We start from the raw sequence: 25,468 nt of genomic DNA on the forward strand, positions 1-25,468 counted from the left end.
CACGCCATGCAGCACACACACGACCGCAGCGACGTCCTGGTCGTCGGAGCCGGGCCGGTCGGCCTGACCACCGCTCTGTTCCTGGCCCGGGACGGATGGCGGGTCACCGTCCTCGAACAGTGGCCCACCCCCTACCCCCTGCCGCGCGCCGTCCACTTCGACGACGAGGCCGCCCGGCTGCTCGCCGACGCGGGCATCGGCGACCGGCTGGGCGCGCTCTCCGAACCGGCCGACACCTACGAGTGGCGCAACGCCTCGGGCACCCCGCTGCTGACCTTCGACTGGTCGGGCCCCGGCCCGTCCGGCTGGCCGCGCGCCTCCATGACGTACCAGCCCGACCTGGAACGGGCGCTGGCCGAGGCCGTCGAGGCGCGCCCGGAGGTGACGGTCCTGCGCGGGTACGAGGCGGTGGCCCTGGCCCAGGGTGACGAGGACGTCACCGTGACCGCGCGGGACACCGAGGGGCGTCAGCACGAGATCACCGCCGCCTGGGTGGTGGGCGCGGACGGCGCCCACAGCTTCGTACGCGGCCACATGCCGACCCGGATGACGGACCTCGGGTTCTTCTACGACTGGCTCATCGTGGACGTCCGCCCGCACGTCCCGCGCGTCTGGGACCCGGTCAACCTCCAGATCTGCGACCCGGAGCGGCCCACGACCGTGGTGTCCGGCGGGCCCGGCCGGCGGCGCTGGGAGTTCATGCGCATGGCCGGCGAGACGGTGGCGGAGCTCGACACCGAGGCCACCGCCTGGCGCCTGCTCGAACCCTTCGGGATGACCCCGGACAGCTGCGAGCTGGAACGGCACGCCGTCTACACCTTCCAGGCGCAGTGGGCGGACGTCTGGCGTTCCGGGCGGCTGCTGCTCGCCGGGGACGCGGCCCACCTGATGCCGCCGTTCGCGGGCCAGGGCATGTGCTCCGGCATCCGGGACGCCGCCAACCTCACCTTCAAGCTCGACCTGGTCCTGCGCGGCGCCGCCGCCCCGGAGCTGCTGGACACCTACGGCAGCGAGCGCGCGGCCCACGTCCAGCACGCGATCGGGATGTCGGTGGAGCTGGGCAAGGTCATCTGTGTCACGGACCCGGAGCGGGCGGCGGAGCGCGACGCGTATCTGACCGGCCACGGCGCCGACCCGGACAAGGCCCTGCCGCCGCTGCCCCCGGCCGTGCTGACGGACGGTCTCGTGGCCCGTGCCGGTGGCGGGGCCGCCGGGGTGCAGAGCAGGCAGGCCCGCGTCACGTACCGGGGCCGCACCGGCCTGCTCAACGAGGTCACCGGACGCGGCTTCGTCGTCGCCTGCCTCACCGACCCGCGTACGGTGCTGTCGGCGCGGCAGCTGGCCTTCCTCGACGGGATCGGGGCGCGCCTGCTGCACCTGGTGTCCTCACCTGACGACGGCGAGGAGAACGTGGCCGCCGTCGACGTGGACGGCTTCTACCTCCCCCATCTCGCCGAGGAGGGGCAGGCGGCCGTCGTGATCCGCCCCGACCACTATCTCTTCGGCACCGCCACCACGCCGGACGGCCTCGCGGGGCTCGTGGACGACCTCGCGGAGCAGCTGGCCCCGGCGCCCGTCGTCACGGCAGGAGGCGCGCGATGAGCACGACGGTCCCCACGCCCCCCGAGCCCATCTGGCTGCCCGACCCGGCCGAGGCCGCGCGCTCCCGGCTCGCCCGGTTCACGGACTTCGTCGCCGAGCGCACCGGCACCGTCCACGCCGACTACGCGTCACTGCACGCCTGGTCGGTCGAGGACCTGCCCGGCTTCTGGTCCGCCGTCGGCGAGTTCTTCTCCCTCCGGATCACCGGCACCTGGGACCGGGTCATCGACGACACGCCGATGCCGGGCACCCGCTGGTTCTCCGGGGCCCGGCTGAACTACGCGGAGCACGCGCTGCGTCCGGGCGAGCCGGACGAGGCGGCGCTGATCGCGGCGGACGAGAGCGGTGCCACCGCGTACGTCACCTGGGGCGAACTCCGTTCCCGAGTAGGGTCGTTGTCCGGCTGGCTGCGGCGGCAGGGCGTGACGGCGGGCGACCGGGTCGTCGGCTACCTGCCGAACAGCGCGCACACCGTGGTGGCGTTCCTGGCCTGCGCGTCGATCGGCGCCATCTGGTCGGCCTGTGGCCAGGATTACGGTGCCGAGGGCGCCGCCGGCCGTTTCGCCCAGCTGGAACCGGTCGTCCTCTTCGCGGCCGACGGCTACCGGTGGAACGGCCGGGAGCACGACCGCCGCGCCGAGACCGCCGCGCTGCGCGAGGCGCTGCCGTCCGTCCGGGTCACCGTGGAGGTGCCGGTCCTCGGCCTCTCCCCGGCGGGGCACCCGGAAGCCTCCGTGGTGAGCTGGGCGGACGCCCTCGCCGAGCCCGCGGAGTGCGTGTTCGAACAGCTGCCGTTCGACGCGCCGCTGTGGGTGCTGTTCTCCTCCGGCACCACGGGCACGCCCAAGGGCATCGTCCACGGCCACGGCGGGGTCCTCTTCGACCACCACAAGCTGCTCGGACTCCATCTGGACCTCGGGCCGGGCGACCGGTGCCTCTGGTACACGACGCCCAACTGGATGATGTGGAACATGGTCGTCTCGGGCCTCCTGATGGGCGCCACCCCGGTGCTCTACGACGGCAGCCCGGCCCATCCCGGACCGGGGCGCCTGTGGGAGCTCGCCGCCGAACACCGGGTCACCGTCCTCGGCGTCAGCCCCGGCTACCTCCAGGGCTCGGCCAAGGCGGGCCTGGAACCCGGGCGCGATCTGGACCTGTCCGCCCTGCGCGTCCTCGGCTGCACCGGGGCGCCGCTGCCCGCCCAGTCGTACCACTGGGTCCACGACCACGTGGGCCCCCGCGTGCAGACCGCGTCCACCAGCGGCGGCACGGACATCGTGAGCGGCTTCGCGGGCGGCGCCCCCACCACACCCGTGTGGCCGGGCGAGATGTCCGCACCGCTGCTCGGGGTCGCCCTGGAGGCCTTCGACCGGGACGGCAGGCCCGTCACCGGCGAGGTCGGCGAGCTGGTGGTCACCCGGCCCATGCCGTCGATGCCGCTCCGCTTCTGGAACGACCCCGACGGCATCCGGTACCGCGAGGCGTACTTCGGCGCGTACCCGGGTGTGTGGCGGCACGGCGACTGGATGACCCGCACCGCGCACGGCAGCGTCATCGTCTCCGGCCGCTCGGACGCCACGCTGAACCGGCACGGGGTGCGCCTCGGCAGCGCGGACGTCTACGCGGTGGTGGACGAGCTGCCCGGCATCCGGGAGAGCCTCGTCATCGGCGCCGAACTGCCCGACGGCGACTACTGGATGCCCCTGTTCGTGGTCCTGGAGCCCGGCCGGGTACTGGACGAGGAGCTGCGCGACACGATCAGGACCGCGATCCGCACGCACGCCTCGCCGCGCCATGTCCCCGACACGGTCATCGAGGTGCCCGCGCTGCCGCACACCCGTACCGGCAAGAAGCTGGAGGTGCCGGTCAAGCGGCTGCTCCAGGGCGCCGCGATCGACAAGGTCGCCGGGCGGGAGGCGGTGGACGACTTCTCGGCGCTCGCCTACTTCACCCGGTTCGCGTATGGCGGCCCGATGCTCCCGGCACTCTGTGATCGGGGGTGAGGGGCCGATATCGTGAGGGGTGACGGGAGGGGCGTCATGACGTCCGGCCTCCACCTCGCACAGGGGCGGACTGGCCGGAGCGCGAAGCTGAACTCCGCACCACGACGATGCGATGTTCCTCCGGGAGACGGCAGACGGTGGAGGGGGTGCGGTGGTTCCGACAGCTTGGACGTGCTGCACCGATTCGCAAGACCCGCCCTGGTGGGTGTGGCTCATCGTCGGCGGATGCGTCGGTGCTTTCGTGATCTACGTCCTCACGCGCGTCATGATCGTTCTCCGGCGCGGGACGGCCCGTGATCCTCTGCCCAGGCTCGCCGCTGAGCCCGTTCCCGCGGTGGTTCGGGCCTTCCATCCCGCGCCGCTTCCCGTGTGGAACCGTCGGCACACCTCGCCCGTGGGCAGGTTCCTCGACTGGTGTCGAAATCTTGCGCCTGCGGCGGCGCACGAGGCGTATGTGCGCTCGCTGATCCACGATGCCTGGTTGGTCGAGGTCGAATACGCCACGAAGGCGGGTGAGCGGATCAGGGCCTGTCTCGCCGATGTGATCCCGGGCGGCCAACTGCCGCGTTTCACGGTCGGCGCCGAGGTCTCCGTACGGTACTTGGAGAACCCTCGGACACGACTGCGCGCGGACGCGGTACCGGGTGCTCCGGCGACGACGCGGTGCCTGCTCGCGGATTCACTCACCGCCGTGCCGCGCGCCGGCTACGACCTCGACGGGGTGCGTGCCCGCGTCGAGCGCGTGCGATGGTCCGAGCCGCGGGCCGGTTCTCCGTTCCTCGGGATCATGAAGTTCAAGACCGAGCGTGATCCTTTCGACGGCGAGGTACGGGGTGAGCGGCGTTCGTTCCCCGCCGACCCGCAGGGCATCTGGGCGGCCCTGTCCCGTCCGGCCCCGGTCATCCGTCGCCCGGAGGACGCACCGCTGCCGGAATCGGTGCAGGAGGTCCGGCTCTGGGAGGACTCGGGCAGCTTCGCGCGTACGCAGCTCATCCACGCGCCGGTCTTCTGGGTGTGCCTGCCGGTGGCGGCGATCGGGCTTCTCTGGTTCCTGACCGTCGACGATTCGAGCGATGCAGGGCCTGACGGGTTCTTCTGGGCGCTGTGGGTAGCGGCGTTCGTATGGCTGCTGGTCTCGGTCGGCGTGCTCGTGCACCGATTGAACATCCGGAGAGAAGACCTGGCCGACCACGAGCGGATCTACCGACACGGGGTGCTCTGCACCCTCCACCGCGCTCCGTGGGACCTTGGCGGCGGCGAGGGTGACAGCTCCCCGACGTTCATCGCGCTCGATCACCGGCTCGGTGATCGAGCCGCCAGGCGGATCCATCAGGCGCTGCGCACCTGGATCACGGCTGTCACCGCCGTCGACACCTCCTGTCTGGACGAGACTCTCCCGGCGGAACGGCTCTTCGGGACGGAGGCGAAAGGCGGCTGGTATCTCCCGTTCATCCCGGGGTTCGGAACCTCCGAGGACTTCGCCGCGCACCAGTGGGTGCTGATCACCGCCCCGAAGGACCCCGAGGACCCACAGCCTGTGGTGACAACGGTCCCGCGGGGGAAGACCTTTCAGCGGATGCGCGAGAAGGCGCGCCGTCGGGCCGCGAGGAGCGCGCGATGAGCATGCGCGAGAACGCCATCGTGCAGACCCTGTTCCCGCCCCGTGCGCAGACGGCCGAGTGGACGGCCGCGGCGCGCACGCCGGAGACCCGGGCGCGCATCCGGCGCTGGGCGCGCCTGAAGCGCGTCTGCCTCGTCCTCGCGATCCCCGGCACGTGCGTCTCCGTCCTGGTGCTGGTCGGGTTCCCGCTCCTGGCGGTCGCCGGCCTCTTCGTGCCGGGGCTCCGGATCTTCACCGATGCGCCGTGGTGGGTCGCCCCCGCCGCGCTGGCCGCCCTGGTGGCCATGATCCTGCCGTGGTTTGTCACGTCCCTTCTGCTGGAGGCGGCGTGCTACGCCGACGGCACGGAGACCCTGGGCACGATCACCGAGGTCGTCGTCGATACGACCTCGGACAGCGAAGGGCAGCCTCAGTACGATCTCACCATCGCGGCGGAGCTGGACCAGGACGCTTCGATCCGGAGGTCCGTGCGCACCGCCGAGCGCAGGGAGCCCCGGGTCGGGCAGGCCGTTCGATTCCTGCACAACACCCTCGACCCCGGTGCGCTCGACGACATCCTGTATCTCGGCGTCGTCGACGACACCCCTCGGAGAAAGCGCTCCTGAGCACGTCTGGCCGCACGTCCCGCACCCGGTTCACCGCCGTGACCGGCCGACTTCGCGCCTCTACGGACCCGCCCCAGGGCCTCTCCGGAGGCGGTCCAGGAGGGCCGCCTCCGCGGTGTCGGAGTGGGTGCCCTCCCAGCTGGCCAGGGGGACGGCCCGCAGATGGCGGCCCTGCGGGTCGAGGAGGTGCCCGGCGAGCTTCATCGGCCAGAGGGTGAGCGCCCGGTCGGCCACCGTCAGTTCGGGGTGGCGGGCGGTCAGCCGGGTCTCGAAGGCGCCGATGTCGTCCACCGAGCGCAGCCAGGCGGCCAGGAGCAGGTTGTGCGGGCCGGTCAGCGAGGCGCAGAGCCGGATCTCGCGGATCTGGCTGATGCTCTTCGCGAGCTGGGGCGCCCGGCTCTGCGGCACCGCCGCCCAGTACGAGACCGAGACCGGCCAGCCGGAGAGCGACCGCGCCACCTCGCACCGGTAGGAGAGCGCCCGGTCGGCGTCCAGGCGGTCGAGGCGGCGGCGGACGGTCGTCGGGCTGAGCCCGGTGCGTTCGGCGATGTGGGCGACGGGTCGGCGCGGGTCCTCGCCGAGGACCCGGACGAGTTCGAGGTCGCGTTCGGGAACGGTGTGGGTGGGCTGCCGGTGCGGGGCGGGCGGAGCGAGCTTGCGGCGCTGCTCCTCGGTGAGGCGGTCGAGCCGCCAGCGGCTGCCCTCGGTGTGCAGGGTAGTGGCGACCTGGGTGCGGGAGGCCGCGACGCCGTCGAGGGCGCCGAGGCGGAAGCCGACGTACCGGGCGAGCTGGGCGTGGTCCGTGAAGACCGCGGTGATCACGAGGTCCCGGCTGCCGCTGACGTGCTCCAGGTTGAACACGTGCGGGTCGTCCGCGATGTGCCCGGCCACCTCGTGCAGCCGCCCGGGGACACAGTCCACCTCGATGAACGCGACCAGGGTCCAGGTGTGCGGGCCGCTCGCCGCGACCGAGGGGTGTACGCCGATCCAGGCGTGCCCGGCCTGGGTGAGCCGGGCCCAGCGCCGGGCGACCGTCGAGGCGTCGATGTCGAGCACGTCCCCGATGGTCCGCCAGTCCGCGCGCGGCGCGATCTGGAGCGCGGTGACGAGGAGCAGATCGAGTTCGTCCAGCACGAGGCCGCCCTCCGGAGTGGTGGTTATCGGCAAACGATCCGCCCGTTCCGGAGGATACGTGCACACGAGCCGGTCCGTTCGGCCGGATCGGCACCATACCAGGCATGTTCGCACGCACTGACGCCCTCGCCTTCGAAGACTCCCTGGTCCGGCTGCGCCACGCCCTGCACCGGCAGCCCGAGCTCGGTCTCGACCTCCCCCGCACCCAGCGGGCCGTCCTGGACGCCCTGTCCGGACTGCCCCTGGAGATCACCACCGGCAGCCGGCTCACCTCGGTGACCGCCGTCCTGCGCGGCGGCCGCCCCGGCCCCGCCGTGCTGCTGCGCGGTGACATGGACGCGCTGCCCGTCCAGGAGGACAGCGGGGTGCCGTACGCCTCCGAGGTGCCCGGGCGGATGCACGCCTGCGGCCACGACGTGCACACCGCCGGGCTGGTCGGGGCCGCCATGCTGCTGGCCGCGCGGCGCGAGGAGCTGGCGGGCGACGTGGTGTTCATGTTCCAGCCGGGCGAGGAGGGCATGGGCGGCGCCCCGCTGATGATCGAGGAGGGCGTGCTCGACGCGGCCGGGACCCGGGTCGTCGCCGCGTACGCGCTGCACGTCACCTCCGCGGTGCTGCCCGTCGGCACCGCCGCCGTACGGCCGGGCCCGATGCTCGCCGCCTCCGACGAGGTCACCGTCCGGGTGGTGGGCGCCGGCGGTCACGGCTCTTCGCCGCACCTGGCCCTGGACCCGGTCCCGGCCGTCTGCGAGATGGTCACCGCGCTCCAGACCCTGGTCACGCGCACCGTCGACATCTTCGACCCGGCCGTGATCACCGTGGGATCGCTGCACGCGGGCTCGGCCGGGAACGTCATCCCCGGGACCGCCGAGTTCACCGCCACCATCAGGACGTTCTCCGAGGAGACCCGGGCCCGGGTCCGGGCCGCCCTGGAACGGACCGTGCGGGGGATCGCCGCCGCGCACGGCCTGACCGCCGCGACCGACTACCGCGAGGGCTACCCGGTCACCGTCAACGACGCCGCCGAGGCCGCGTTCGCGCTGCGCACCGCACGCGAAGTGCTCGGCGCCGCGCAGGTCTTCGAGGCGCCGCGCCCGATCGCCGGCTCCGAGGACTTCTCGTACGTACTGAACGAGGTGCCGGGCGCCTACGTGGGCCTCGGCGCGTGCCCGGCCGGTCGGGATCCGTCGGCCGCCCCCATGAACCACTCCGCGCAGGCGGTCTACGACGACCGGTCGGTGGCGGACGCCGCCGCCCTCCTGGCCGGGCTCGCGGCGCGACGCCTCCAGGAGGCCGGCGACCGCACGGAGCAGCCGTCATGAGCACGACGGAGTCGGCCGGGGCCGCCCGCACCGGCACCGCGTCCGTCGGCGCGGTCGTCGGGCTCCTCGTCCTCTTCGAGCTGACCAGCGGCTTCCTTCAGGGCGGAATCGCCCCGCTGCTGCCGGACATCGGCACGGAGCTGGGGATCGCGGACGCCGATCTCAACTGGGTGATCGCCGCCCAGCTGCTCGCCGCCGCCGTGTCCGTGCCCGCGTTCGGCCGGCTCGGCGACGTGTACGGGCACCGCCGGATGCTGCGGGTCTCCCTGGTGTGCGTCGCCGTCGGCTCGCTGCTCGTGGCCTTCGCCCCCTCGCTGCCCGTGCTGCTGGCCGGCCGGGTGCTGCTGGGCCCGCTCGCCGCCCTGCTGCCGCTGGAGATCGCGCTCGTACGCGACCGGCTCTCCGTCGAACGTGCCCGCAGCGCCATCGCGCGCCTGGTCGGCGCGCTCACCCTCGGCACCCTGCTCGGCGGGGTGGTCATGGGCCTGGCGCACAAGGCGACCGGCGACGTCCGGATCACCCTGCTCCTCCCGGCCGTGCTGGCCCTGCTCTGCGTGCCGGTCTCGTTCCTGGCGATCCCGGAGTCCGCCCGGACGCCGGGCGCCCGGCTCGACTGGCCGGGCGTGGGCCTGCTGAGCCTGGCGGTGCTCCTGCTGCTCGCGGGGATCTCCGCGGCGAAGACCGGCCCGCTGCTCTCCGGCGCGGTGCTGGTCCCGGTGCCGCTCGCCCTGCTGACGGGCGCGGTGTGGGCGGTGCGCGAGCTGCGGGTGCCGGATCCGCTGGTGGACCTGCGCGCGCTGGCCGACCGCAGTGTCGCCCCGTACTTCCTGTGTGCGGCGGCGTTCGGTGTCGTCTACTTCGGCAGCCTGGCCCCGGACTCCACGTTCCTCGCGGCGGACCCGGAGCGCACCGGTTACGGCTTCGGGCTCTCCGCCCTCGCCATCTCGCTGATCGCCCTGCCCGCCGGGGTCGCCGCGGTCGTCTGCTCCTCGCTGACCGACCGCATCGCGGGGCGCCTCGGCTACCGCCCCGCGCTGATCGCCTCGTTCGCCCTGATCGGCGCGAGCTTCCTGTCCACGGCCGCGTTCCACACGGCGATCTGGCAGCTGGTGGCGGCCAAGGTGCTCGCGGGCGCGGGGATCGGCGTGGCGCTCGGCGCGCTGCCCACGGTGATCGCGGAGGCCGGTGCGCCCTCACGTACGGGGATCACCACGGCCCTGTACAACAACGTGAAGACCCTGGGCGGGGCGGTCGCCGGAGCGGTCATCGCGGTCGTCCTGGCGACCCCGGCGTCCGAGACCGGAAGCGCCGTCCCCGACGCCCAGGACGCGGCGAGCGAGTCCGGGTACGTCACGGTCTGGCTGCTGTGCGCGCTTCTCTCGGCGGGCGCGGCCGTGGCGGCGGCCGCCGCGCGGCGCGGGGCGGCGGAATAACCCGGGCGGGCGGAGCACCCGGCTTGTCATACTGCTCCGATGACCGTCGCACCTGTCCCCGCACTCGACTCACTGGCCGGACTCGCCTTCGGTGACGCCTTCGGCGACCGCTGGTTCGGCATCCTGCGCCGCGAGGGCGCCGAGGCCTTGGAGGCGCGGACGCTGCCCGAGGAGCCCGTGTGGCGGTGGAGCGACGACACCGCGCAGGCGCTGGTCCTGGTCCGCGAACTCGCCGAGGGCGAAGGCGCCGTGGACCAGGACCGGTTCGCCCGGCGCCTCGCCGAGGAGTACGCCGCCGACACGCACCGCGGCTACGGCGCCTCGATGCACGACGTGCTGCGCCGCATCGGCGCGGGCGAGCCCTGGCAGGAGCTGGTGACCGCGCAGTTCGAGGGCATGGGCTCCTGGGGCAACGGGGCGGCGATGCGCGTCGCCCCGCTCGGCGCCTGGCACGCCGCGGACCTGGACACCGCCATTGAGCAGGCCGCCCGTCAGAGCGCGGTCTCGCACCACCACCCGGAGGCGGCCGCCGGGGCGGTGGCGGTCGCCGTGGCCGCGGCGCTGGCCGTGCGCGGCCGGGGCACTCCGGCGCCCGGGCGCGCCGCGTTCCTCCAGGAGGTCGCCGCGCACCTGTCCGACAGCGATGTGCGCTCGGGCATCCGGATCGCGTCGCGGATGCCCGCCCACACCTCGGTCCGCCACGCGGCGGAGGTCCTGGGCTCCGGCTACCGGATGTCCGGGCCGGACACCGTCCCGTTCGCGCTGTGGTGCGCGGCGGGGCACCTGGACGATCTGGAGGAGGGGCTGTGGTGCACGGTGGCCGGGCGCGGTGACATCGACACCACCTGCGCCATCGCGGGAGGCGTGATCGCCGCCCGTACCGGCGTCGCCGACCTGCCTCCGGCCTGGCACACGGCCCGCGAGCCGCTGCCGGAGTGGGCGGCGCTCAGCGCCTGACCGCGCGCAGCACGACGAACTTCGGGTCGCCCGCCACCGTCGCGCAGTTGCCGAAGACCCGGCGCAGGGTGGTGTGGTGGCCCAGGTGCCGGTTGGCGACGACCCAGAGCTCGCCGCCCGGCCGCAGCGCGCGCCGGGCCCCGTGGAACATGGTCCGGGCGGTCGCGTCGGTGGTGGCCTGGTGGGAGTGGAACGGCGGGTTGTTGAGGACCAGGTCGGCGCTTCCGGGCTCGGCGCCGGCCAGTCCGTCCCCGACGACGAAGCGCGCCCGGTCGTCCGGCCCGGCGTTGTCGCGGAAGGTCGCCTCCGCCGAGGCCACGGCCTGGTACGACTCGTCCACGAAGGTGACGGTGGCGTCGGGGTTGGCGAGGGCGGCGGCGAGGCCGAGGACGCCGTTGCCGCAGCCGAGGTCCACGACGCGGTCGGGGCCGCTGCGGTCCGGCAGGTGCTTGAGGAAGAAGCGGGTGCCGATGTCGAGCCGGTCGGCGCAGAAGATCCCGGCGTGGTTGGTGACGGTGCGCCCGGCGGCCGCCCCGGCGTCCTGGGGCAGCGCGTAACGCAGCGGCCAGGGGCTGGGGGTGCGAGGCAGGGCGGGGTCCGGGGTGCAGTGGATGAGCCGGGCCTTGCGGACGGCGAGGGAGGTCCGGGTCGGGCCGATGATGCGCTCGAACAGGTTGAGCGTGGAGGTGTGGATCTCCTTGACCATCCCGGTGCCGACGACGACCGTGCCGGCGTGCACGGCGGGCGCGATGCGGTGGAGCTGGTCCTCCAGGAGCGCGAGGCTCTTCGGCACGCGTACGAGGAGGACGTCGACGCGGTCCGGCGGGGTGTCGCGCGGGGACATGAGGCGCACCGCATCGGCGGGCAGCCCGTTCCGCTCCAGGTTGGCGGCGGTGGCCCGCTGACCGAGGTAGGAGTCGCTGATCTGTACGGGGTGGTGCGCGGCCAGGACCGTACTCAGGGCGCCCCAGCGGTCGCCGATCACGACGACGTTCCCCGAGACGTCGACCGCCTCCTCCAGGTGCTGGAGCAGATAGGCGTCGGCCGCGTCCCAGGCACGGAACGGGTCGCGGGGGTCCTCGGGGAAGCGGGCGAGGTCGTAACCGGCCTCTGACGTCGTCAAACGGTTCATTGTGCGTTCAGGCTAACCGAGCGGCGCCCGGCGCCCGTACCACGCAGGGGGCGCGACGGCCGTGGCCGCCGCGCCGTACCGCCGGCTACGGCAGTCGCTTGTCCATGGCCGCCCGGCCCTCCCTGGCCAGGGTGCGCTCCGCCCACTCGAGGTTCGCCGGGGTCAGGTCCCGCCCGGACGCGAGCACCAGGTCCTCGGCGGACGGGTTGTCCGTGGCGCCGGTGTGCAAGAGGTCGTCCGGAGTCAGGCCCCGGGTACTGGATACGGAATCGGACTCGTCGCTCATGCCGCCTCCTTGTCCTTCCCGTCATTCTCGCCCGCCCCCGGCGCTCCCGCATCCGAGGCCGGGGCGGGGTTCCGGAACGGGTTCCGGGCCCTCACTTGACCTGCACATGATAGATACGCGGGGTTCACACATCGTGACGGTCCGCATGGAAGGCTCCCGCGTACACATAGCGGACACGACCACCGCGGAGCCGTCCCCCACCCCGTGACGGCGCCGCGGTGCGCGTATTCCCGGAGAGGACACCCCACATGTCCCGTCGTCACCTTCCCGCGCGCCACGCACTGCCCGCCGCGCTCGCCGCGCTCGTGGTGTTCAGCGGCACGGCCGCCGCCGCGCCCGTCCCGACGCCACCGCCCACCGCCGCATCCGCGCTCTCCGCGCTGGACGACACGTACTACCAGGACGCGACCGGCAAGACCGGCGCCGCGCTGAAGAGCGCCTTGCACACGATCATCAGCGACCAGAGCAAGCTCACCTACAGCCAGGTATGGGACGCCCTGAAGGACACCGACGAGGACCCGGCGAACTCCTCGAACATCATCGAGCTGTACACCGGGCGCTCCGAGCCGAAGAGCAACAACGGCGGCAGCACCGGCCAGTGGAACCGCGAACACGTCTGGGCCAAGTCCCACGGCGACTTCGGCACGGCCACCGGCCCCGGCACAGACATCCACCACCTGCGCCCGTCCGACGTCCAGGTCAACTCCACGCGCGGCAACAAGGACTTCGACAACGGCGGTACGGAGCTGAGCGACGCCCCGGGCAACTACACCGACTCCGACTCCTTCGAACCGCGCGACGCGGTCAAGGGCGACGTGGCGCGGATGATCCTTTACATGGCCGTGCGCTACGAGGGCGACGACGCGTTCCCCGACCTGGAACCGAACGACAGCGTGTCCAACGGTTCCTCACCGCACATCGGCCGGCTCTCCGTACTCAAGGCATGGAGCGAGCAGGACCCGCCGGACGCCTTCGAGAAGCGGCGCAACGACGTCATATACGAGGACTACCAGCACAACCGGAACCCGTTCGTGGACCACCCCGAGTGGGTGGAGTCCATCTGGTGACGGACCCGCGCCTCTGACACCGGCCGTCGGCCGTCAGTTCCGCTCCGCCTGGGCGATCCGGGGGAACGACTTGACGCCGGCGGCCTTGCGGCTGTTGGCGTGCTGGCTGACGGTCTTGTCGGTCGGCGCGTCCGGGAAGCCGAGCACCACGGAGTCCAGCACCTTGCCCGACGCGTCCACGAACTCGACGCGCACGGCGAAGAACGCCTCCTCACCGCTCCGGTTGGTCACCCGCACCAGGGCGCTGCGGAACTTCTCCCCGGGCGCGACCGCGATGCCGTTGACGGAGACGTCGTCCACTGCGTTGCCCTTGCCTTCGACGCCCTTGAGGGTCGCCGCGGCCTTCTGCCGGTTGCGCTCGGCGTCGGCGGAGACGGAGGCGGCGAACTCGTCCGGGGTGCGCTCGCTACGGGTCGGGCTCGGGCTCGCCGTCGGTTCGGCCGAGAGCGTGCGGGTGCTTCTGGCCGTACCCGGCGACGAGGTGTCGGAGTCGCCGCAGGCGGCCGCCCCGGCGACGAGCACCGCGACGAGTGCGGCGGGGGTCAGGCCGCGGAAGGCGCGGCCTCGGAAGGGGCGCCGCGCGGGGCCGGTCCGGTTCACAAACGCTCCGTCCACGAAGCGGGCACGGGGAAGCAGCGCTTCCCGCACCCGGGATGACCAACTCGCCCATATTAGGATCAAAAGGTATGAATTGACTCGTTGAATCACCCGCCCCGCACGCAGTGCGCGCAATTCCCCGGGAGGGAACTGATGGACACGGACGCCCTGACCGCCGGCCTGCTGCAGGAGCTCCGCCGGACCAGGCCCTATCCCGCCCTGTCCCTGACCATGCCGACCCACCGGCGCGCCCCGGACAACGCCCAGGACGCCGTACGGCTGCGCAACCTGCTGTCCGAGGCCCACAACCGGCTGGAAGCCGATCCGGAGGTCGGCCGGGAGGCATGCGCCGCGATCAAGCAGCAGCTCGACCGGGCGGCCGGTGAACTCGACCAGCGCCGGGCCCTGGACGCGCTGGTGCTCCTCGCCACCGCCGACGAGTACCAGATCTGGCGGCTGCCGCGTACCGCACCCGAACGGGTGGTGCTGAGCGACAGCTACCTCACCCGCAACCTGGTCGCCGCGAAGGCGCAGGCCCGCCCCTTCTGGGCGCTGACCGTGGCCGCCGACCACGCCGCCCTCTTCAGCGGCACCACCGAGTCCGCGCAGGAGGCCCACGTCGGCGGCTTCCCGCTGGCCGCCCCGCGCGAGGAGTTCAACCCGCAGCGCATGGAGCGGATCGGTGACACGGCGAGCAACTTCGCCAGCGAGGACACCCGGAACTTCCTGCGCACGGTGGACGAGAAGCTGCGCGCCGTCCTGGCCACCGACCCCCGCCCGCTGTACCTGGTGGGCATCGCACCGGCGCTCGCGCTGTTCGACGAGGTCAGCGAGTGCGCCAAGGACGCGGTCGGCCGGGTCACCAAGGGTGCGCCCGCCGACAACGCGCCCCGCGACCTGCTCACCGAGCTGCGCCCGGCACTGGACGCGCGGCGCGCGCACTTCGCGAAGGAGATCGAGGGTCGGCTGGACGCGGCGCGCGGCCGCAAGGCGTTCGCCGGCGGTCTGGACGAGGTGTGGGCCGCGGTGCGCGAGGGCCGCGCGGGTCTGGTGGCCGTGGAGGAGCACTACCAGCAGACGGTACGGGTCGACCAGGAGCACCTGAAGCCGGTGACCGACGACGTGGTGGACCCGGCCGACGCGAGCGTCCGCGAGGACGTCGTGGACGAACTGGTCGAGGCGGCGCTGGACAGCGGCGCGGAGGTGTTCTTCGTCGCGGACGACTCGCTGAAGGGGCACGGTCGCATCGCGGCCGAACTGCGCTTCTGAGCCCGCGCGGTACGCGGTGAGGGCCCGGACGGGGATTTCCGTCCGGGCCCTCACCGTATGCCTGGGACTGGTCAGCCCTCCCAGGTCCAGTCGGCGACCTCGGGCAGGTCGGTGCCGTGTTCGCGGATCCAGGCGTGGTGGCGGGTGCGGGTGTCGGCCATCTCCTGACGCACCGCCACGGCACGTACGCCCAGGCCGGGGACCCGGTCGATGACGTCCATCACCAGCCGGTAGCGGTCGAGGTCGTTGCGGACGACCATGTCGAAGGGCGTGGTGGTCGTGCCCTCCTCCTTGTAGCCCCGCACGTGCAGTTCGCCGTGGCCGGTACGGCGGTAGGCCAGCCGGTGGATCAGCCACGGGTAGCCGTGGTAGGCGAAGATGACCGGCCTGTCCCGGGTGAACAGCGCGTCGTACTCGGAGTCCGGCATGCCGTGCGGGTGCTCGGAGTGCGGCATGAGCCGGGCCATGTCGACCACGTTGACCACCCGCACGGCCAGCTCCGGCAGATGGCGCCGGAGCAGCTGGGCGGCCGCCAGGGTCTCCAGCGTGGGTACGTCACCGGCGCAGGCGAGGACGACGTCGGGCTCCCGGCTGCCGTCCTCCGTGCCCGCCCACTCCCAGAGACCGGCGCCGCGCGCGCAGTGCACCCGGGCCTGGTCGAGGGTGAGCCAGTCGAAGCTGGGCTGCTTGCCGGCCACGATGACGTTGACGTAGTCCCGGCTGCGCAGGGCGTGGTCCGCGACGGAGAGCAGGGTGTTGGTGTCGGGCGGCAGGTAGACGCGTACGACTTCGGGGCTCTTGTTGAGGATGTGGTCCACGAACCCCGGGTCCTGGTGCGAGAAACCGTTGTGGTCCTGGCGCCAGACGTGTGAGGTGAGCAGGTAGTTGAGCGAGGCGATGGGGCGGCGCCAGGCGAGGCGGCGCGAGGTGCGCAGCCACTTGATGTGCTGGTTGACCATCGAGTCCACGATGTGCGCGAACGCTTCGTAGCAGGAGAACAGCCCGTGCCGCCCGGTCAGCAGATAGCCCTCCAGCCAGCCCTGGCACAGGTGCTCGGACAGGACCTCCATGACCCGGCCGTCCCTCGACAGGTGTTCGTCGGTCGGGAGGGTGCGGGCCTGCCATGCCTTGCCGGTGGCCTCGTAGACGGCGTCGAGCCGGTTGGAGGCCGTCTCGTCGGGGCCTACGAGCCGGAAGTCCCTGCGGTCCGCCGTCGCCGCCATGACCGCTTCGAGGAGACCGCCCAGGACGCGGGTGGGCTCGCGGAGCGTGGTGCCGGGGCGGTCCGCGGGGACGGCGTACCCGTCGAGGTCCGGGACGGGCAGGTCGCGCAGGAGCAGGCCGCCGTTGGCGTACGGGGTGGCGCCGAGGCGGGCGGCGCCCTCGGGGACGCAGGCCAGCACCTGTGCGGTCGGGCGGCCCTCGGCGTCGAAGAGTTCGTCCGGCCGGTAGGACCGCATCCACGCCTCCAGCTGGCGCAGGTGGTCCGGGTTGTCGCGGACGCCGGGCAGCGGCACCTGGTGGGCGCGCCAGGTGGCTTCGACGGGCAGCCCGTCGACCTCGGCGGGCCCGGTCCAGCCCTTCGGGGTGCGCAGCACGATCATCGGCCAGCGCGGGCGTTCGGTCTCACCGCCGGTGCGGGCGGCGGCCTGGATCTCCGCGATGCGGTCGGCGGCGCGGTCCATGGCGAGGGCCATCGCCCGGTGCACGGCGCGGGGTTCGTCGCCCTCCACGTACAGCGGGTCGTGTCCGTAGCCGCGCAGCAGGGCGTCGAGCTCTGTGTGCGGGAGGCGGGCGAGGACCGTGGGGTTGGCGATCTTGTAGCCGTTGAGGTGGAGGACCGGCAGGACGGCCCCGTCGTGGACCGGGTCGAGGAACTTGTTGGCGTGCCAGGACCCGGCGAGCGGTCCGGTCTCCGCCTCGCCGTCGCCGATGACGCAGGTGACCAGCAGTTCGGGGTGGTCCAGGGCGGCGCCGTAGGCATGGGCGAGGGAGTAGCCGAGCTCGCCGCCCTCGTGGATGGAGCCGGGGGTCTCGGGCGCGACGTGGCTGGGGACGCCGCCGGGGAACGAGAACTGCTTGAACAGCAGGCCCATGCCCGCCGCGTCCCTGCTGACGTCCGGGTACGCCTCCGAGTAGCTGCCCTCCAGCCAGGAACCGGCGAGGACGGCGGGGCCGCCGTGGCCGGGGCCCCAGATGCAGAGCGCCGGTGTTCCGCGCGCGCCGATGAGGCGGTTGAGGTGGGTGTACACGAGGTTGAGCCCGGGCGAGGTGCCCCAGTGTCCGAGCAGCCGGGGCTTGATGTGCTCGGGGGCGAGCGGCCGTGTCAGCAGGGGGTTGTCCATCAGGTAGATCTGCCCGACGGCCAGGTAGTTGGCGGCCCGCCAGTGCGCGTCCAGCGCGTCGAGCTCCTGGTCGGACGGGCCGGGCGGCGGTGGGGCGTCGCTCATGGTGACCTCTCGGCGTGGCGGGGCGGGTTCAGGGGCAGGGGTGGGACGTCGCGCGCACGGTCACCGGGGTTCGGAGCCGTACCAGACGGTGGTGGCGTTGCAGAACTCGCGGATGCCGTGTCCGGCGAGCTCGCGCCCGTAGCCCGAGCGCTTCACCCCGCCGAAGGGCAGCGCGGGGTGGGAGGCGGTCATGCCGTTGAAGAAGACGCCACCGGCCTGGAGGTCCCGGACGCAGCGGTCGGCCTCGTCGGCGTCGCGGGTCCAGACGTTGGAACTGAGCCCGAAGGAGGTGTCGTTGGCGAGCTCGACGGCCTGGTCCAGGCTGTCCACGCGGTAGAGGGTGGCGACCGGGCCGAAGGTCTCCTCGCGGTGGATGCGCATCTCGGGCGTGATGCCGGCGAGGACGGTGGGCGCGTAGAACCAGCCGTTCTCCAAGCCGCCGCCCAGGCCCTCGGGGCGTCCGCCGCCGCACAGCACCTCGGCGCCCCGGTCCACCGCGTCGTCCACCAGCTCCGCGAGGTCCGTACGGCCCTGTTCCATGGCGATCGGCCCGACGTCGGTGGACTCCTCCAGCGGGTCGCCCACGGTCAGCTGCCGCATGCCGACGGTGAAGCGCTCGGCGAACTCCTCGTAGACCTGGGTGTGCACGATGAACCGCTTGGCGGCGATGCACGACTGGCCGTTGTTCTGGGCGCGGGCGGTGACGGCGGTGCGGGCGGCCTTGGCGACGTCCGCGGAGGGCAGGACCAGGTAGGGGTCGCTGCCGCCGAGTTCGAGGACGGTGTGCTTGACCTCGTCACCGGCGATGGCGGCGACGGAGCGGCCGGCCGGTTCGCTGCCGGTGAGGGTGGCGGCCACCACCCGGCGGTCGCGCAGGATGCCCTCGACGGCCTTGGAGCCGACCAGCAGGGTCTGGAAGCAGCCGGCCGGGAACCCGGCGCGGCGGAAGAGCTCGCCGAGATACAGCGCGGTCTGCGGCACGTTCGACGCGTGCTTCAGCAGCCCCGTGTTGCCGGCCATCAGGGCGGGGGCGGCGAAGCGCACGACCTGCCACAGCGGGAAGTTCCACGGCATCACGGCCAGGACCGGGCCGAGCGGCCGGTAGCGGACGTACGCGCGCACCGCGCCGGAGTCCTTCACATCGGCGGCGGTGGGGTGCTCGTCGGCGAGCAGTTCCTCGGCGCGGGCGGCGTACCAGCGCATCGCCTTGGCGCACTTAGCGGCCTCGGCGCGGGCGGCCGTGACGGGCTTGCCCATTTCCAGGGTCATGGTGCGCGCGATGTCCTGCTGGTCCTCGTCCAGGAGGTCGGCGGCCCGGTTGAGCAGCCTGGCCCGTTCGGCGAACGTGGTGGTGCGGTAGTCGCGGAAGGCGGCGTCGGCCGCGGCGATCCGCTTCTCGATCTCGTCGTCGTTCAGCGCGTCGAACGTCCTGAGCGTCTCGCCGTTCGCGGGATTGACCGTCGCGATGGGCATGACTGTGGCCTCCTTGCCTCGGTACTTCGACCGTGCCGCGCGGCGGGCCCGCCCGCAACGCGGGCCGTGACACGGCGCGGCCCCCGGCACCGCATACCCGGCCGGCGCGGATCATGCATGCTCGGGACATGCGATCCGCGCCGGCCGGGGGCCTGGGGTGCGGCGGGGGCGGGGCCGTACGTCTCAGACGAGCGCCGGGGCGGCGTCGGGGACGGTCTCGTCGGCGGCGGCCGGGACCGGCTCGGGGATCTCCGCGACCGCGGCCGGCGGGCGGCGGAACTCGCGGACGCCGGGCAGCGGCGGCAGCGGCACCAGCTCGATGTGCTGCGGCTCCTGGGCGTACCGGGTGAACCAGACGACCTTGCCGTCGGCGGTCCGGCAGGTGCCCCAGCTGTCGCTGAGGGCCATGACGCGGCTCAGGCCGCCGCCCTCGTGGAGCAGCCGTGGCATCTCGGAGCCGTTGTCGGCGACGGAGACCGTGAGGTGCCGTCCGGACCACCGGAGTTCGACGACGCAGCGGTTGTCGTCACCGACATGCCGGTGGACATTGGTCAGCAGCTCCTCCACGGCACGGCACACGGGCCGTACGTGGAGTTCGAGACTCCAGTGGCGCAGATGGGCCGCGACTATGCGTCGCAGCTGGTCCACACGGTCTGCGGAAACCTGGAGTTCGACCAGATAGTGCCGGTCGAGTGGAACGGTCATCGTCGAGGCTCCTCACATCGAGGCCCACGACTTCGCCTCGTTGAACCAACGACCCCCGAATACGAAGAGTGAGCAGATGTCTCTTCTGGGTCACTCCACAGGGTGACCCCGCTGGGCCGGTCGCGCAACATATCGGGCCGCGCACCCGGGGTGACCGGCGCTTTCGCGTCAGGCCAGGTGGGTGAGCACCCGGTCGGGTGTGAGGGGCAGGGTGCGCAGCCGGACTCCGGTCGCGTGCCGGAAGGCGTTCCCGACGGCCGCGGCGGCGCCGACGATGCCGATCTCGCCGATGCCCTTGCTGCCCATGGGGTTGAGGTGGGGGTCGTCCTCCTCGATCCAGTGCGCGTCGACGGCGGCCACGTCGGCGCAGACGGGGACGTGGTAGGAGGCGAGGTCGCACTCGGTGAAGTCGCCGTACACCGGGTCCATCGTGGAGCCCTCGGTGAGCGCCATCCCGATGCCCATGGTCATGCCGCCGATGAACTGGGAGCGCGCGGTACGGGAGTTGAGGATGCGGCCGGCCGCGAAGACGCCGAGCATCCGCCGCACCCGGACCTCTCCGGTGCGGGTGTCGACGGCGACCTCGGCGAAGTGCGCCCCGAAGGCGTGCCGGGCGTACGGGGATTCCTCGGCGGTCTCCTCTGTGGTGTCGGCGGTGACGGTCACCCCTTCGGCGGGCAGCGGCCCGCCGCGCGCGGCGAGCTCTTCCGCGAGCCCGGAGGCCGCCTTGTGCACGGCCCAGCCCCAGGAGGCGGTGCCGGACGAGCCGCCGGCCAGCGAGGCGTCGGGCAGGTCGCTGTCGCCGATGTCGATGGCCACGTCGTCCAGCGGTGCGCCCAGCACCTCGGCGGCGATCTGCGCGAGGACGGTACGGGCGCCGGTACCGATGTCCGTGGCGTTGACGGCGATCCGGTAGGTGCCGTCGGGGGCCGCGTGCGCGGTGGCGTGGCCCGCGCTGACGTAGACGGGGTACGTGGCCGAGGCGACGCCTGTGCCGAGCAGCAGGGCGCCCTCGCGGCGGACGCCGGGGGCGGGATCGCGGTCCTGCCAGCCGAAGCGTGCGGCGCCCTCGCGCAGACAGGCGGCCAGGCCCCGGCTGCTGAAGGGTTTTCCGGAGTCGGGTTCGTCGGCCGGGTCGTTGCGCAGCCGCAGGTCGACCGGGTCGACGCCGAGTTCCGCCGCGAGTTCGTCCATGGCGGATTCGAGGGCGTACATGCCGGGGGCCTCGCCCGGGGCGCGCATCCACGACGGGCTGGGCACGTCGAGGGCGGCGACCCGGTGCGTGGTGCGGCTGTGCGGCGAGCCGTACATGACGCGAGCGGGGACGGCTGCCTGCTCCACGAACTCCTTGATCCGGGAGGTGTGGGTGATGACCTCCTGGGCGACCGCGGTGAGGGTGCCGTCGGCCCCGGCGCCGAGCCTGACGCGCTGCACGGTGGGCGCCCGGTGCCCGACGAGCGCGGGCAGCTGCCGCCTGGGCAGGGCGAGTTCGACGGGCCGGCCGGTGTGCAGGGCGGCCATCGCGGCGAGTACGGTCTGCGGGCGCGGGGTGCCCTTGGAGCCGAAGCCGCCGCCGACGTGCTCGGAGACGGCGGTGATCCGGTCGGCCCCGATACCGAAGGCGGCGGCGAGGCTGTCGCGCACCTTGGTGGCGCCCTGGCTGGAGTCGTGGACGGTGAGGTGCCCGTCGGGCGACCAGTGGGCGGTCGAGGCGTGCGGTTCCATGGGGTGGTTGTGCAGCGCCTCCAGGGTGTACGTGACGTCCACGCGTACGGGCGACTCCTCGAAGGCCCGGTCGAAGTCGCCGCGTTCGCGCACCGCCGGGTAGCCGCCGTTGGCCTGTTCCGGGGTGTAGAGGCCCGCGTGGTCCTCGGTGAGCACGACGTCGTGCGGGTTCGTCTCGTAGGTGATGTGCAGGGCGGCCGCCCCGGCCCGGGCGCTCGCGAGGCTGTCGGCGACGACGAGCGCGACGGGCCAGCCCCGGTGGGGCACCCGGTCGTCCTGGAGGACGGCGAGGATCGGGTCGTCCGGCTCGGCCAGGCGCGGCGCGTTGTCGTGGGTGAGGACGCTGTGGACGCCGGGGTGGGCGAGGGCGTCGACGGTGCGGACGGCGGTGACCCGGCCGGACGGCACGGTGGCGGGCACCGGCCAGGCGTACAGGCAGCCGGGCAGGCCGCGTTCGGCGGCGTAGCGCGCGGCGCCGGTCACCTTGGCGCGGCCCTCGCGGCGGACGGCGGGCGCGCCGAGCGGCTGGGGGGCGTGGCTCATGGCGGGATCCTCGGCTCTTCAGGTGCGGGCGGTGAGTTCGGCGAGGGCGTCGACGGCCAGGTGCCGGGCGAGGCGGACCTTGAACGCGTTGTCGCGCAGCGGGCGGGCCTGGGCCAGCTCGGCGTCGGCGGCCCGCAGGAAGGTCGCGTCGGTGGCGGGTGCGCCGCGCAGGATCTCCTCGGCGGCGCGGGCCCGCCAGGGGCGGTGGGCGAGCCCGCCGAACGCGAGCGCCGCGTGCTCGACGCGCCCGTCGCGTACCCGCAGGACGGCGGCGACGGAGGCCAGCGCGAAGGCGTACGAGGCGCGGTCGCGGGCCTTGCGGTAGAGACAGACCGTGCCGTCGGCCAGGGGCGGCAGCGTCACGTCGGTGACGAGTTCGCCGGGCCGGACGACCGTGTCGGCGTCGGGGTTGTCGCCGGGCAGCCGGTGGAAGTCGGTCACCGGGACGGTCCGTTCGCCCTCCGGCCCGTGCAGCACGACGTCCGCGTCGAGCGCGGCGAGGGCGACGGCCATGTCGGAGGGGTGGGTGGCGACGCACTCCTCGGAGTGCCCGAGGACGGCGAGGTCGCGGTGGGCGCCCTCGCGGGCGGGGCAGCCGGTGCCGGGTTCACGCTTGTTGCAGGGCTTGGACGTGTCCTGGAAGTAGAGGCAGCGGGTGCGCTGGAGGAGGTTGCCGCCGGTGGTCGCGATGTTGCGGAGCTGCCCGGACGCGCCGGCCAGCAGGGCCTGCGACAGGGCGGGGTAGCGGGTGCGTACGGCGGGGTGGGCGGCCAGGTCGCTGTTGCGTACGGTGGCGCCGATGCGCAGGCCCCCGTCGGCGGTGTCCGTGACCTGGTCCAGCGGCAGCCGGCTGACGTCGACCAGCATGCCGGGGGTCTCCACGCCGAGCTTCATCAGGTCGACCAGGTTGGTGCCGCCGCCGAGGAACTTGGCGCCCGGGTGGGCGGCGCAGGCGCGCACCGCGTCGGTGACGGTCTCGGCGCGCAGATAGGCGAAGGGTTTCACGACGCCACGTCCTCGATGGCCTCGACGATGCGCGGGTAGGCGCCGCACCGGCAGAGGTTGCCGCTCATCCGCTCCCGGATCTCCTCCGGGCCGAGCCGGGCGGGGGTGGCGACGGGTGCGTCGTGCGGGGTGACGTGCGAGGGGTGGCCGTGGTCGGCCTCGGCGAGGACACCGGCGGCGGAGCAGAGCTGGCCCGGTGTGCAGTAGCCGCACTGGAAGGCGTCGCGCTCCAGGAACGCCTTCTGGAGGGGGTGCAGCCGGTCGCCGTCCGCCAGGCCCTCGACGGTGGTGATGCGTGCGCCGTCGTGGGCGACGGCCAGCAGGAGGCAGCTGTTGGCGCGGCGGCCGTCCACGAGGACGGTGCAGGCGCCGCACTGGCCGTGGTCGCAGCCCTTCTTCGCCCCGGTGAGGTCCAGGTGGTGGCGCAGGGCGTCCAGGAGGGTGGTGCGGTGGTCGAGGGTGACGGTGCGCTCGGTGCCGTTGATGTGCAGGGTCAGGGTGGCGGAGGGGAGGTCGCCGGGCGCCGGCGATTCGGCGGCGCTGCCCTCCCACGAACTGGCCGGATCCACGCGCGGCACCTTTCCACGAAGTTACTTTGTCCGATTTCTACCAGAAACGGATGGCGCCTCGGGTCCCTCGCGCCCCCGGACGGGGCGTTCGGCCTACTTGTTCTCCAGGCGCAGCCGCACTTCCTCCTCCTGGTCCCCCGACACCGTGCCCACCACCCGGACGGCGAAGGCGTCGGCCAGCCCGCCCCTGAGCCGGTCCACCGCGTGATAGCCGCCCTGCACATCGAGCGTGACGGGGACGCCGAGGGTCACGGACCCCGAGACCACCCGGGCCTCGGACACGTCGACGGTCGCGGCCCACGCCGTGGGCCGCCTGCCGGCGGTCTCGTGGGGCACGTCGGCCGAGGCCCGGTCGGTGGTGAAGGCGGCCCTCAGCACGTCGAAGACGGTGCGCGCGTCCTCCTCGGGGCACTCGCTGAGGACGACCGACACCTCCTGGTCGTGGTGGTCCTCCGTGGCCTGTCGCTTGTCCTGTGCGCTGTTCACCGCTGCTCCTTCCGAAGGGGCGTTGCCGTCATAACCAGGCTGACCCCGCGCGCGAGCGGCGGCGACAGGAGCGGCCCGGACTCCCCCGCGTGCCCGGCGCGGGCGGGGCTCACACCCTCGAAACATTTTCTGCGCCCATATCCACTTAAAATATGAATTCGATCGCCGTACCGAGTGACGCGTGTGTCCTGGGGTATCCGGCAAGCATGGACGTTTCGGATGGAGCCCTGAATTCCCTGGCGGTCACCCTCGCGGACGGACGCGGCGCGACGGGCGTCGTGATGGGCGTGATCGGCGTGCTCCTGGTGATCATGCTGATCGGCGCCTTCCTGCTGGGCAAGCGACGGCACGACCAGGAGCTGCCCCCGCCCCGGCCGGACGAGCAGCCGGTCGGCCCCGAGCACCGCAGCCACGAGGAGAAGCCGGACGTCCACGGTGACGACCACTTCCCGGAGAACGGCCGGGGGCTGTCCCCGTACGAGCTCGGTGAGCACGGCAACGAGCCGATCCGACACGAGGACGACGACAAGCGCGACTGACCGGGGCGCGGGGCGGGCGGCGGCGTCGCGTTTGCGGGAGCGGCCGCCCCCGGCGAGGCTTGGTGACGGCCCCGAAGCCCGTCGGCACATCTGCCGCACCCCCCATGAAGGCAGTGGCACCATGACCCCAAGCACCTCCGGTACGGCGCCCGCGCGTGCGGCCCTGACCGGGTCCGCCGCGCCCTGCTGGGTCAATCTGATGACCCGCGATCTGGAGTCCGCCCAGCGGTTCTACGGCCCGGTGATGGGCTGGAGCTTCCGCCCGGGCCGGCTCGGCGACGACTTCTCGGTGGCCCGCCGGGGCGATGTGCCGGTCGCCGGCATCGGGGCCGTGGCCACCGCCTTCCGGGTCGCGGTGGCCTGGACGCCCTACTTCGCCGTCCGGGACGCCGATGTGGCCGCCTCCCGCATCCGGGAGCGCAGCGGCACGGTGGCGGTGGGCCCGCTGACGCTCGGCAAGGGGCGCGGCGCACTGGCCGCCGACCGGGACGGGGCCGGGTTCGGCATCTGGGAGCGGACCGCTCCAGCCACGTCCCCGCCCGCCCCGGACGGCCACGCGCACGCCTGGCTGCGGCTGCGCACCCGGAGCGCCTTCGACGCCGCGATCTTCTACGGCGAGGTGCTGGACTGGGCGAGCGGGCAGCCGGGGGCCTGCGAGGTGTCGTACGCGAAGGACGAGGTGATCGTGCAGTGCGGGGGCCGCCAGCTGGCCCGGATCAGTTCCGGCGCGGTCGAGGCCGCCCCCGATCCGCTGGTCCGCCCGCACTGGCAGGTCAACTTCCCGGTGGACGACGTGACCCTCGCCGTGGAGCGGGCCCGTGAGCACGGGGGCTCCCTGGTGGAGGAGCTGTCGCACCCCGAGGGCCGGGAGGCGACGCTCCTGGACCCGGACGGCGGGCTCTTCACCGTGACGGACGTCCACCGGGCGTCGGACGACGTCTGAGG

General features: G+C 73.3%; 22 protein-coding genes. 11 read left to right on the forward strand and 11 right to left on the reverse strand.

The annotated features are described in order from the left end of the window. The first annotated feature begins 6 nt into the window (after positions 1 to 6). From mhpA to AMK18_RS31600, 4 genes are all read left to right on the forward strand, one after another. On the forward strand, positions 7 to 1,602 hold the full coding sequence (gene mhpA / locus AMK18_RS31585) for a bifunctional 3-(3-hydroxy-phenyl)propionate/3-hydroxycinnamic acid hydroxylase MhpA (protein WP_073865496.1): 1,596 nt from the start codon (positions 7 to 9) through the stop codon (positions 1,600 to 1,602). Beyond that, on the forward strand, positions 1,599 to 3,605 hold the full coding sequence (locus tag AMK18_RS31590) for an acetoacetate--CoA ligase (RefSeq protein ID WP_073865497.1): 2,007 nt from the start codon (positions 1,599 to 1,601) through the stop codon (positions 3,603 to 3,605). The genes mhpA and AMK18_RS31590 overlap by 4 nt, the downstream gene beginning before the upstream one ends. A 241-nt stretch (positions 3,606 to 3,846) precedes the next feature. After that, positions 3,847 to 5,226: a hypothetical protein gene (locus AMK18_RS31595; protein ID WP_143202282.1), complete on the forward strand. Its 1,380-nt coding sequence runs from the start codon at positions 3,847 to 3,849 to the stop codon at positions 5,224 to 5,226. Beyond that, a complete protein-coding gene (locus tag AMK18_RS31600) occupies positions 5,223 to 5,831 on the forward strand; it encodes a hypothetical protein (RefSeq protein ID WP_198957119.1) in 609 nt (202 codons plus the stop codon). Before AMK18_RS31595 ends, AMK18_RS31600 begins: the two co-directional genes overlap by 4 nt. Before the next feature lie 60 nt (positions 5,832 to 5,891). Here AMK18_RS31600 and AMK18_RS31605 read toward each other — a convergent pair whose 3' ends face one another. Next, positions 5,892 to 6,965, reverse strand: coding sequence for an Lrp/AsnC family transcriptional regulator (locus AMK18_RS31605; protein ID WP_073865500.1), 1,074 nt, complete (start codon positions 6,963 to 6,965; stop codon positions 5,892 to 5,894). Positions 6,966 to 7,069: 104 nt separating this feature from the next. Between AMK18_RS31605 and AMK18_RS31610 the strand changes: the two genes are divergently transcribed. From AMK18_RS31610 to AMK18_RS31620, 3 genes are read left to right on the forward strand one after another with little or no spacing between them, the layout of a single operon-like run. After that, a complete protein-coding gene (locus tag AMK18_RS31610; protein WP_073865501.1) occupies positions 7,070 to 8,287 on the forward strand; it encodes a M20 metallopeptidase family protein in 1,218 nt (405 codons plus the stop codon). Beyond that, on the forward strand, positions 8,284 to 9,720 hold the full coding sequence (locus tag AMK18_RS31615) for an MFS transporter (protein ID WP_073865502.1): 1,437 nt from the start codon (positions 8,284 to 8,286) through the stop codon (positions 9,718 to 9,720). Before AMK18_RS31610 ends, AMK18_RS31615 begins: the two co-directional genes overlap by 4 nt. Before the next feature lie 39 nt (positions 9,721 to 9,759). Then, positions 9,760 to 10,677 (forward strand): ADP-ribosylglycohydrolase family protein, encoded by a 918-nt coding sequence (locus tag AMK18_RS31620; RefSeq protein ID WP_073865503.1) that lies wholly within the window; start codon positions 9,760 to 9,762, stop codon positions 10,675 to 10,677. Here the strand turns inward: AMK18_RS31620 and AMK18_RS31625 are convergent. After that, positions 10,667 to 11,809 (reverse strand): methyltransferase, encoded by a 1,143-nt coding sequence (locus AMK18_RS31625; protein WP_073865504.1) that lies wholly within the window; start codon positions 11,807 to 11,809, stop codon positions 10,667 to 10,669. The genes AMK18_RS31620 and AMK18_RS31625 overlap by 11 nt on opposite strands. An 85-nt stretch (positions 11,810 to 11,894) precedes the next feature. Beyond that, positions 11,895 to 12,095 carry a hypothetical protein gene (locus tag AMK18_RS31630; RefSeq protein WP_018102896.1) on the reverse strand — a complete coding sequence of 67 codons (201 nt, stop codon included), beginning with the start codon at positions 12,093 to 12,095 and terminating at the stop codon, positions 11,895 to 11,897. Positions 12,096 to 12,343: 248 nt separating this feature from the next. Between AMK18_RS31630 and AMK18_RS31635 the strand changes: the two genes are divergently transcribed. Then, positions 12,344 to 13,162, forward strand: a complete 819-nt coding sequence (locus tag AMK18_RS31635) for an endonuclease I family protein (RefSeq protein WP_018102895.1) — start codon at positions 12,344 to 12,346, stop codon at positions 13,160 to 13,162. A 33-nt stretch (positions 13,163 to 13,195) separates the two neighbouring features. On the opposite strand, the gene AMK18_RS31640 is transcribed toward AMK18_RS31635, so the two are convergent. Beyond that, positions 13,196 to 13,762 (reverse strand): hypothetical protein, encoded by a 567-nt coding sequence (locus AMK18_RS31640; protein WP_073865505.1) that lies wholly within the window; start codon positions 13,760 to 13,762, stop codon positions 13,196 to 13,198. Between the two features lie 150 nt (positions 13,763 to 13,912). Between AMK18_RS31640 and AMK18_RS31645 the strand changes: the two genes are divergently transcribed. Then, positions 13,913 to 15,028, forward strand: coding sequence for a baeRF3 domain-containing protein (locus AMK18_RS31645; protein WP_073865506.1), 1,116 nt, complete (start codon positions 13,913 to 13,915; stop codon positions 15,026 to 15,028). A 71-nt stretch (positions 15,029 to 15,099) separates the two neighbouring features. On the opposite strand, the gene AMK18_RS31650 is transcribed toward AMK18_RS31645, so the two are convergent. The 7 genes from AMK18_RS31650 to AMK18_RS31680 form a co-directional block, all read right to left on the reverse strand. Then, on the reverse strand, positions 15,100 to 17,478 hold the full coding sequence (locus AMK18_RS31650; RefSeq protein ID WP_073865507.1) for a phosphoketolase family protein: 2,379 nt from the start codon (positions 17,476 to 17,478) through the stop codon (positions 15,100 to 15,102). Between the two features lie 60 nt (positions 17,479 to 17,538). Next, positions 17,539 to 18,951, reverse strand: a complete 1,413-nt coding sequence (locus AMK18_RS31655) for an NADP-dependent succinic semialdehyde dehydrogenase (protein ID WP_073865508.1) — start codon at positions 18,949 to 18,951, stop codon at positions 17,539 to 17,541. A 183-nt stretch (positions 18,952 to 19,134) separates the two neighbouring features. Next, a complete protein-coding gene (locus AMK18_RS31660; protein ID WP_073865509.1) occupies positions 19,135 to 19,656 on the reverse strand; it encodes an ATP-binding protein in 522 nt (173 codons plus the stop codon). Positions 19,657 to 19,824: 168 nt separating this feature from the next. Next, a complete protein-coding gene (locus AMK18_RS31665; RefSeq protein WP_073865510.1) occupies positions 19,825 to 21,924 on the reverse strand; it encodes a xanthine dehydrogenase family protein molybdopterin-binding subunit in 2,100 nt (699 codons plus the stop codon). Between the two features lie 18 nt (positions 21,925 to 21,942). Then, positions 21,943 to 22,929, reverse strand: a complete 987-nt coding sequence (locus AMK18_RS31670; protein ID WP_073865511.1) for an FAD binding domain-containing protein — start codon at positions 22,927 to 22,929, stop codon at positions 21,943 to 21,945. Further along, on the reverse strand, positions 22,926 to 23,498 hold the full coding sequence (locus AMK18_RS31675) for a 2Fe-2S iron-sulfur cluster-binding protein (RefSeq protein WP_073865512.1): 573 nt from the start codon (positions 23,496 to 23,498) through the stop codon (positions 22,926 to 22,928). The genes AMK18_RS31670 and AMK18_RS31675 overlap by 4 nt, the downstream gene beginning before the upstream one ends. A gap of 93 nt (positions 23,499 to 23,591) precedes the next feature. Beyond that, complete coding sequence (locus tag AMK18_RS31680; RefSeq protein ID WP_073865513.1) at positions 23,592 to 23,984, reverse strand: hypothetical protein; 393 nt, start codon at positions 23,982 to 23,984, stop codon at positions 23,592 to 23,594. A 206-nt stretch (positions 23,985 to 24,190) separates the two neighbouring features. On the opposite strand from AMK18_RS31680, the gene AMK18_RS31685 reads away from it, so the two are divergent. Both AMK18_RS31685 and AMK18_RS31690 read left to right on the forward strand, forming a co-directional pair. Next, positions 24,191 to 24,523 carry a DUF6479 family protein gene (locus AMK18_RS31685; RefSeq protein WP_018102885.1) on the forward strand — a complete coding sequence of 111 codons (333 nt, stop codon included), beginning with the start codon at positions 24,191 to 24,193 and terminating at the stop codon, positions 24,521 to 24,523. A 121-nt stretch (positions 24,524 to 24,644) separates the two neighbouring features. Then, on the forward strand, positions 24,645 to 25,466 hold the full coding sequence (locus AMK18_RS31690) for a VOC family protein (protein ID WP_073865514.1): 822 nt from the start codon (positions 24,645 to 24,647) through the stop codon (positions 25,464 to 25,466). The last annotated feature ends 2 nt before the right edge of the window (positions 25,467 to 25,468 follow it).

It is taken from the genome of Streptomyces sp. CB01249 (genome assembly GCF_001905735.1).
In the GTDB taxonomy this organism is placed as follows: domain Bacteria; phylum Actinomycetota; class Actinomycetes; order Streptomycetales; family Streptomycetaceae; genus Streptomyces.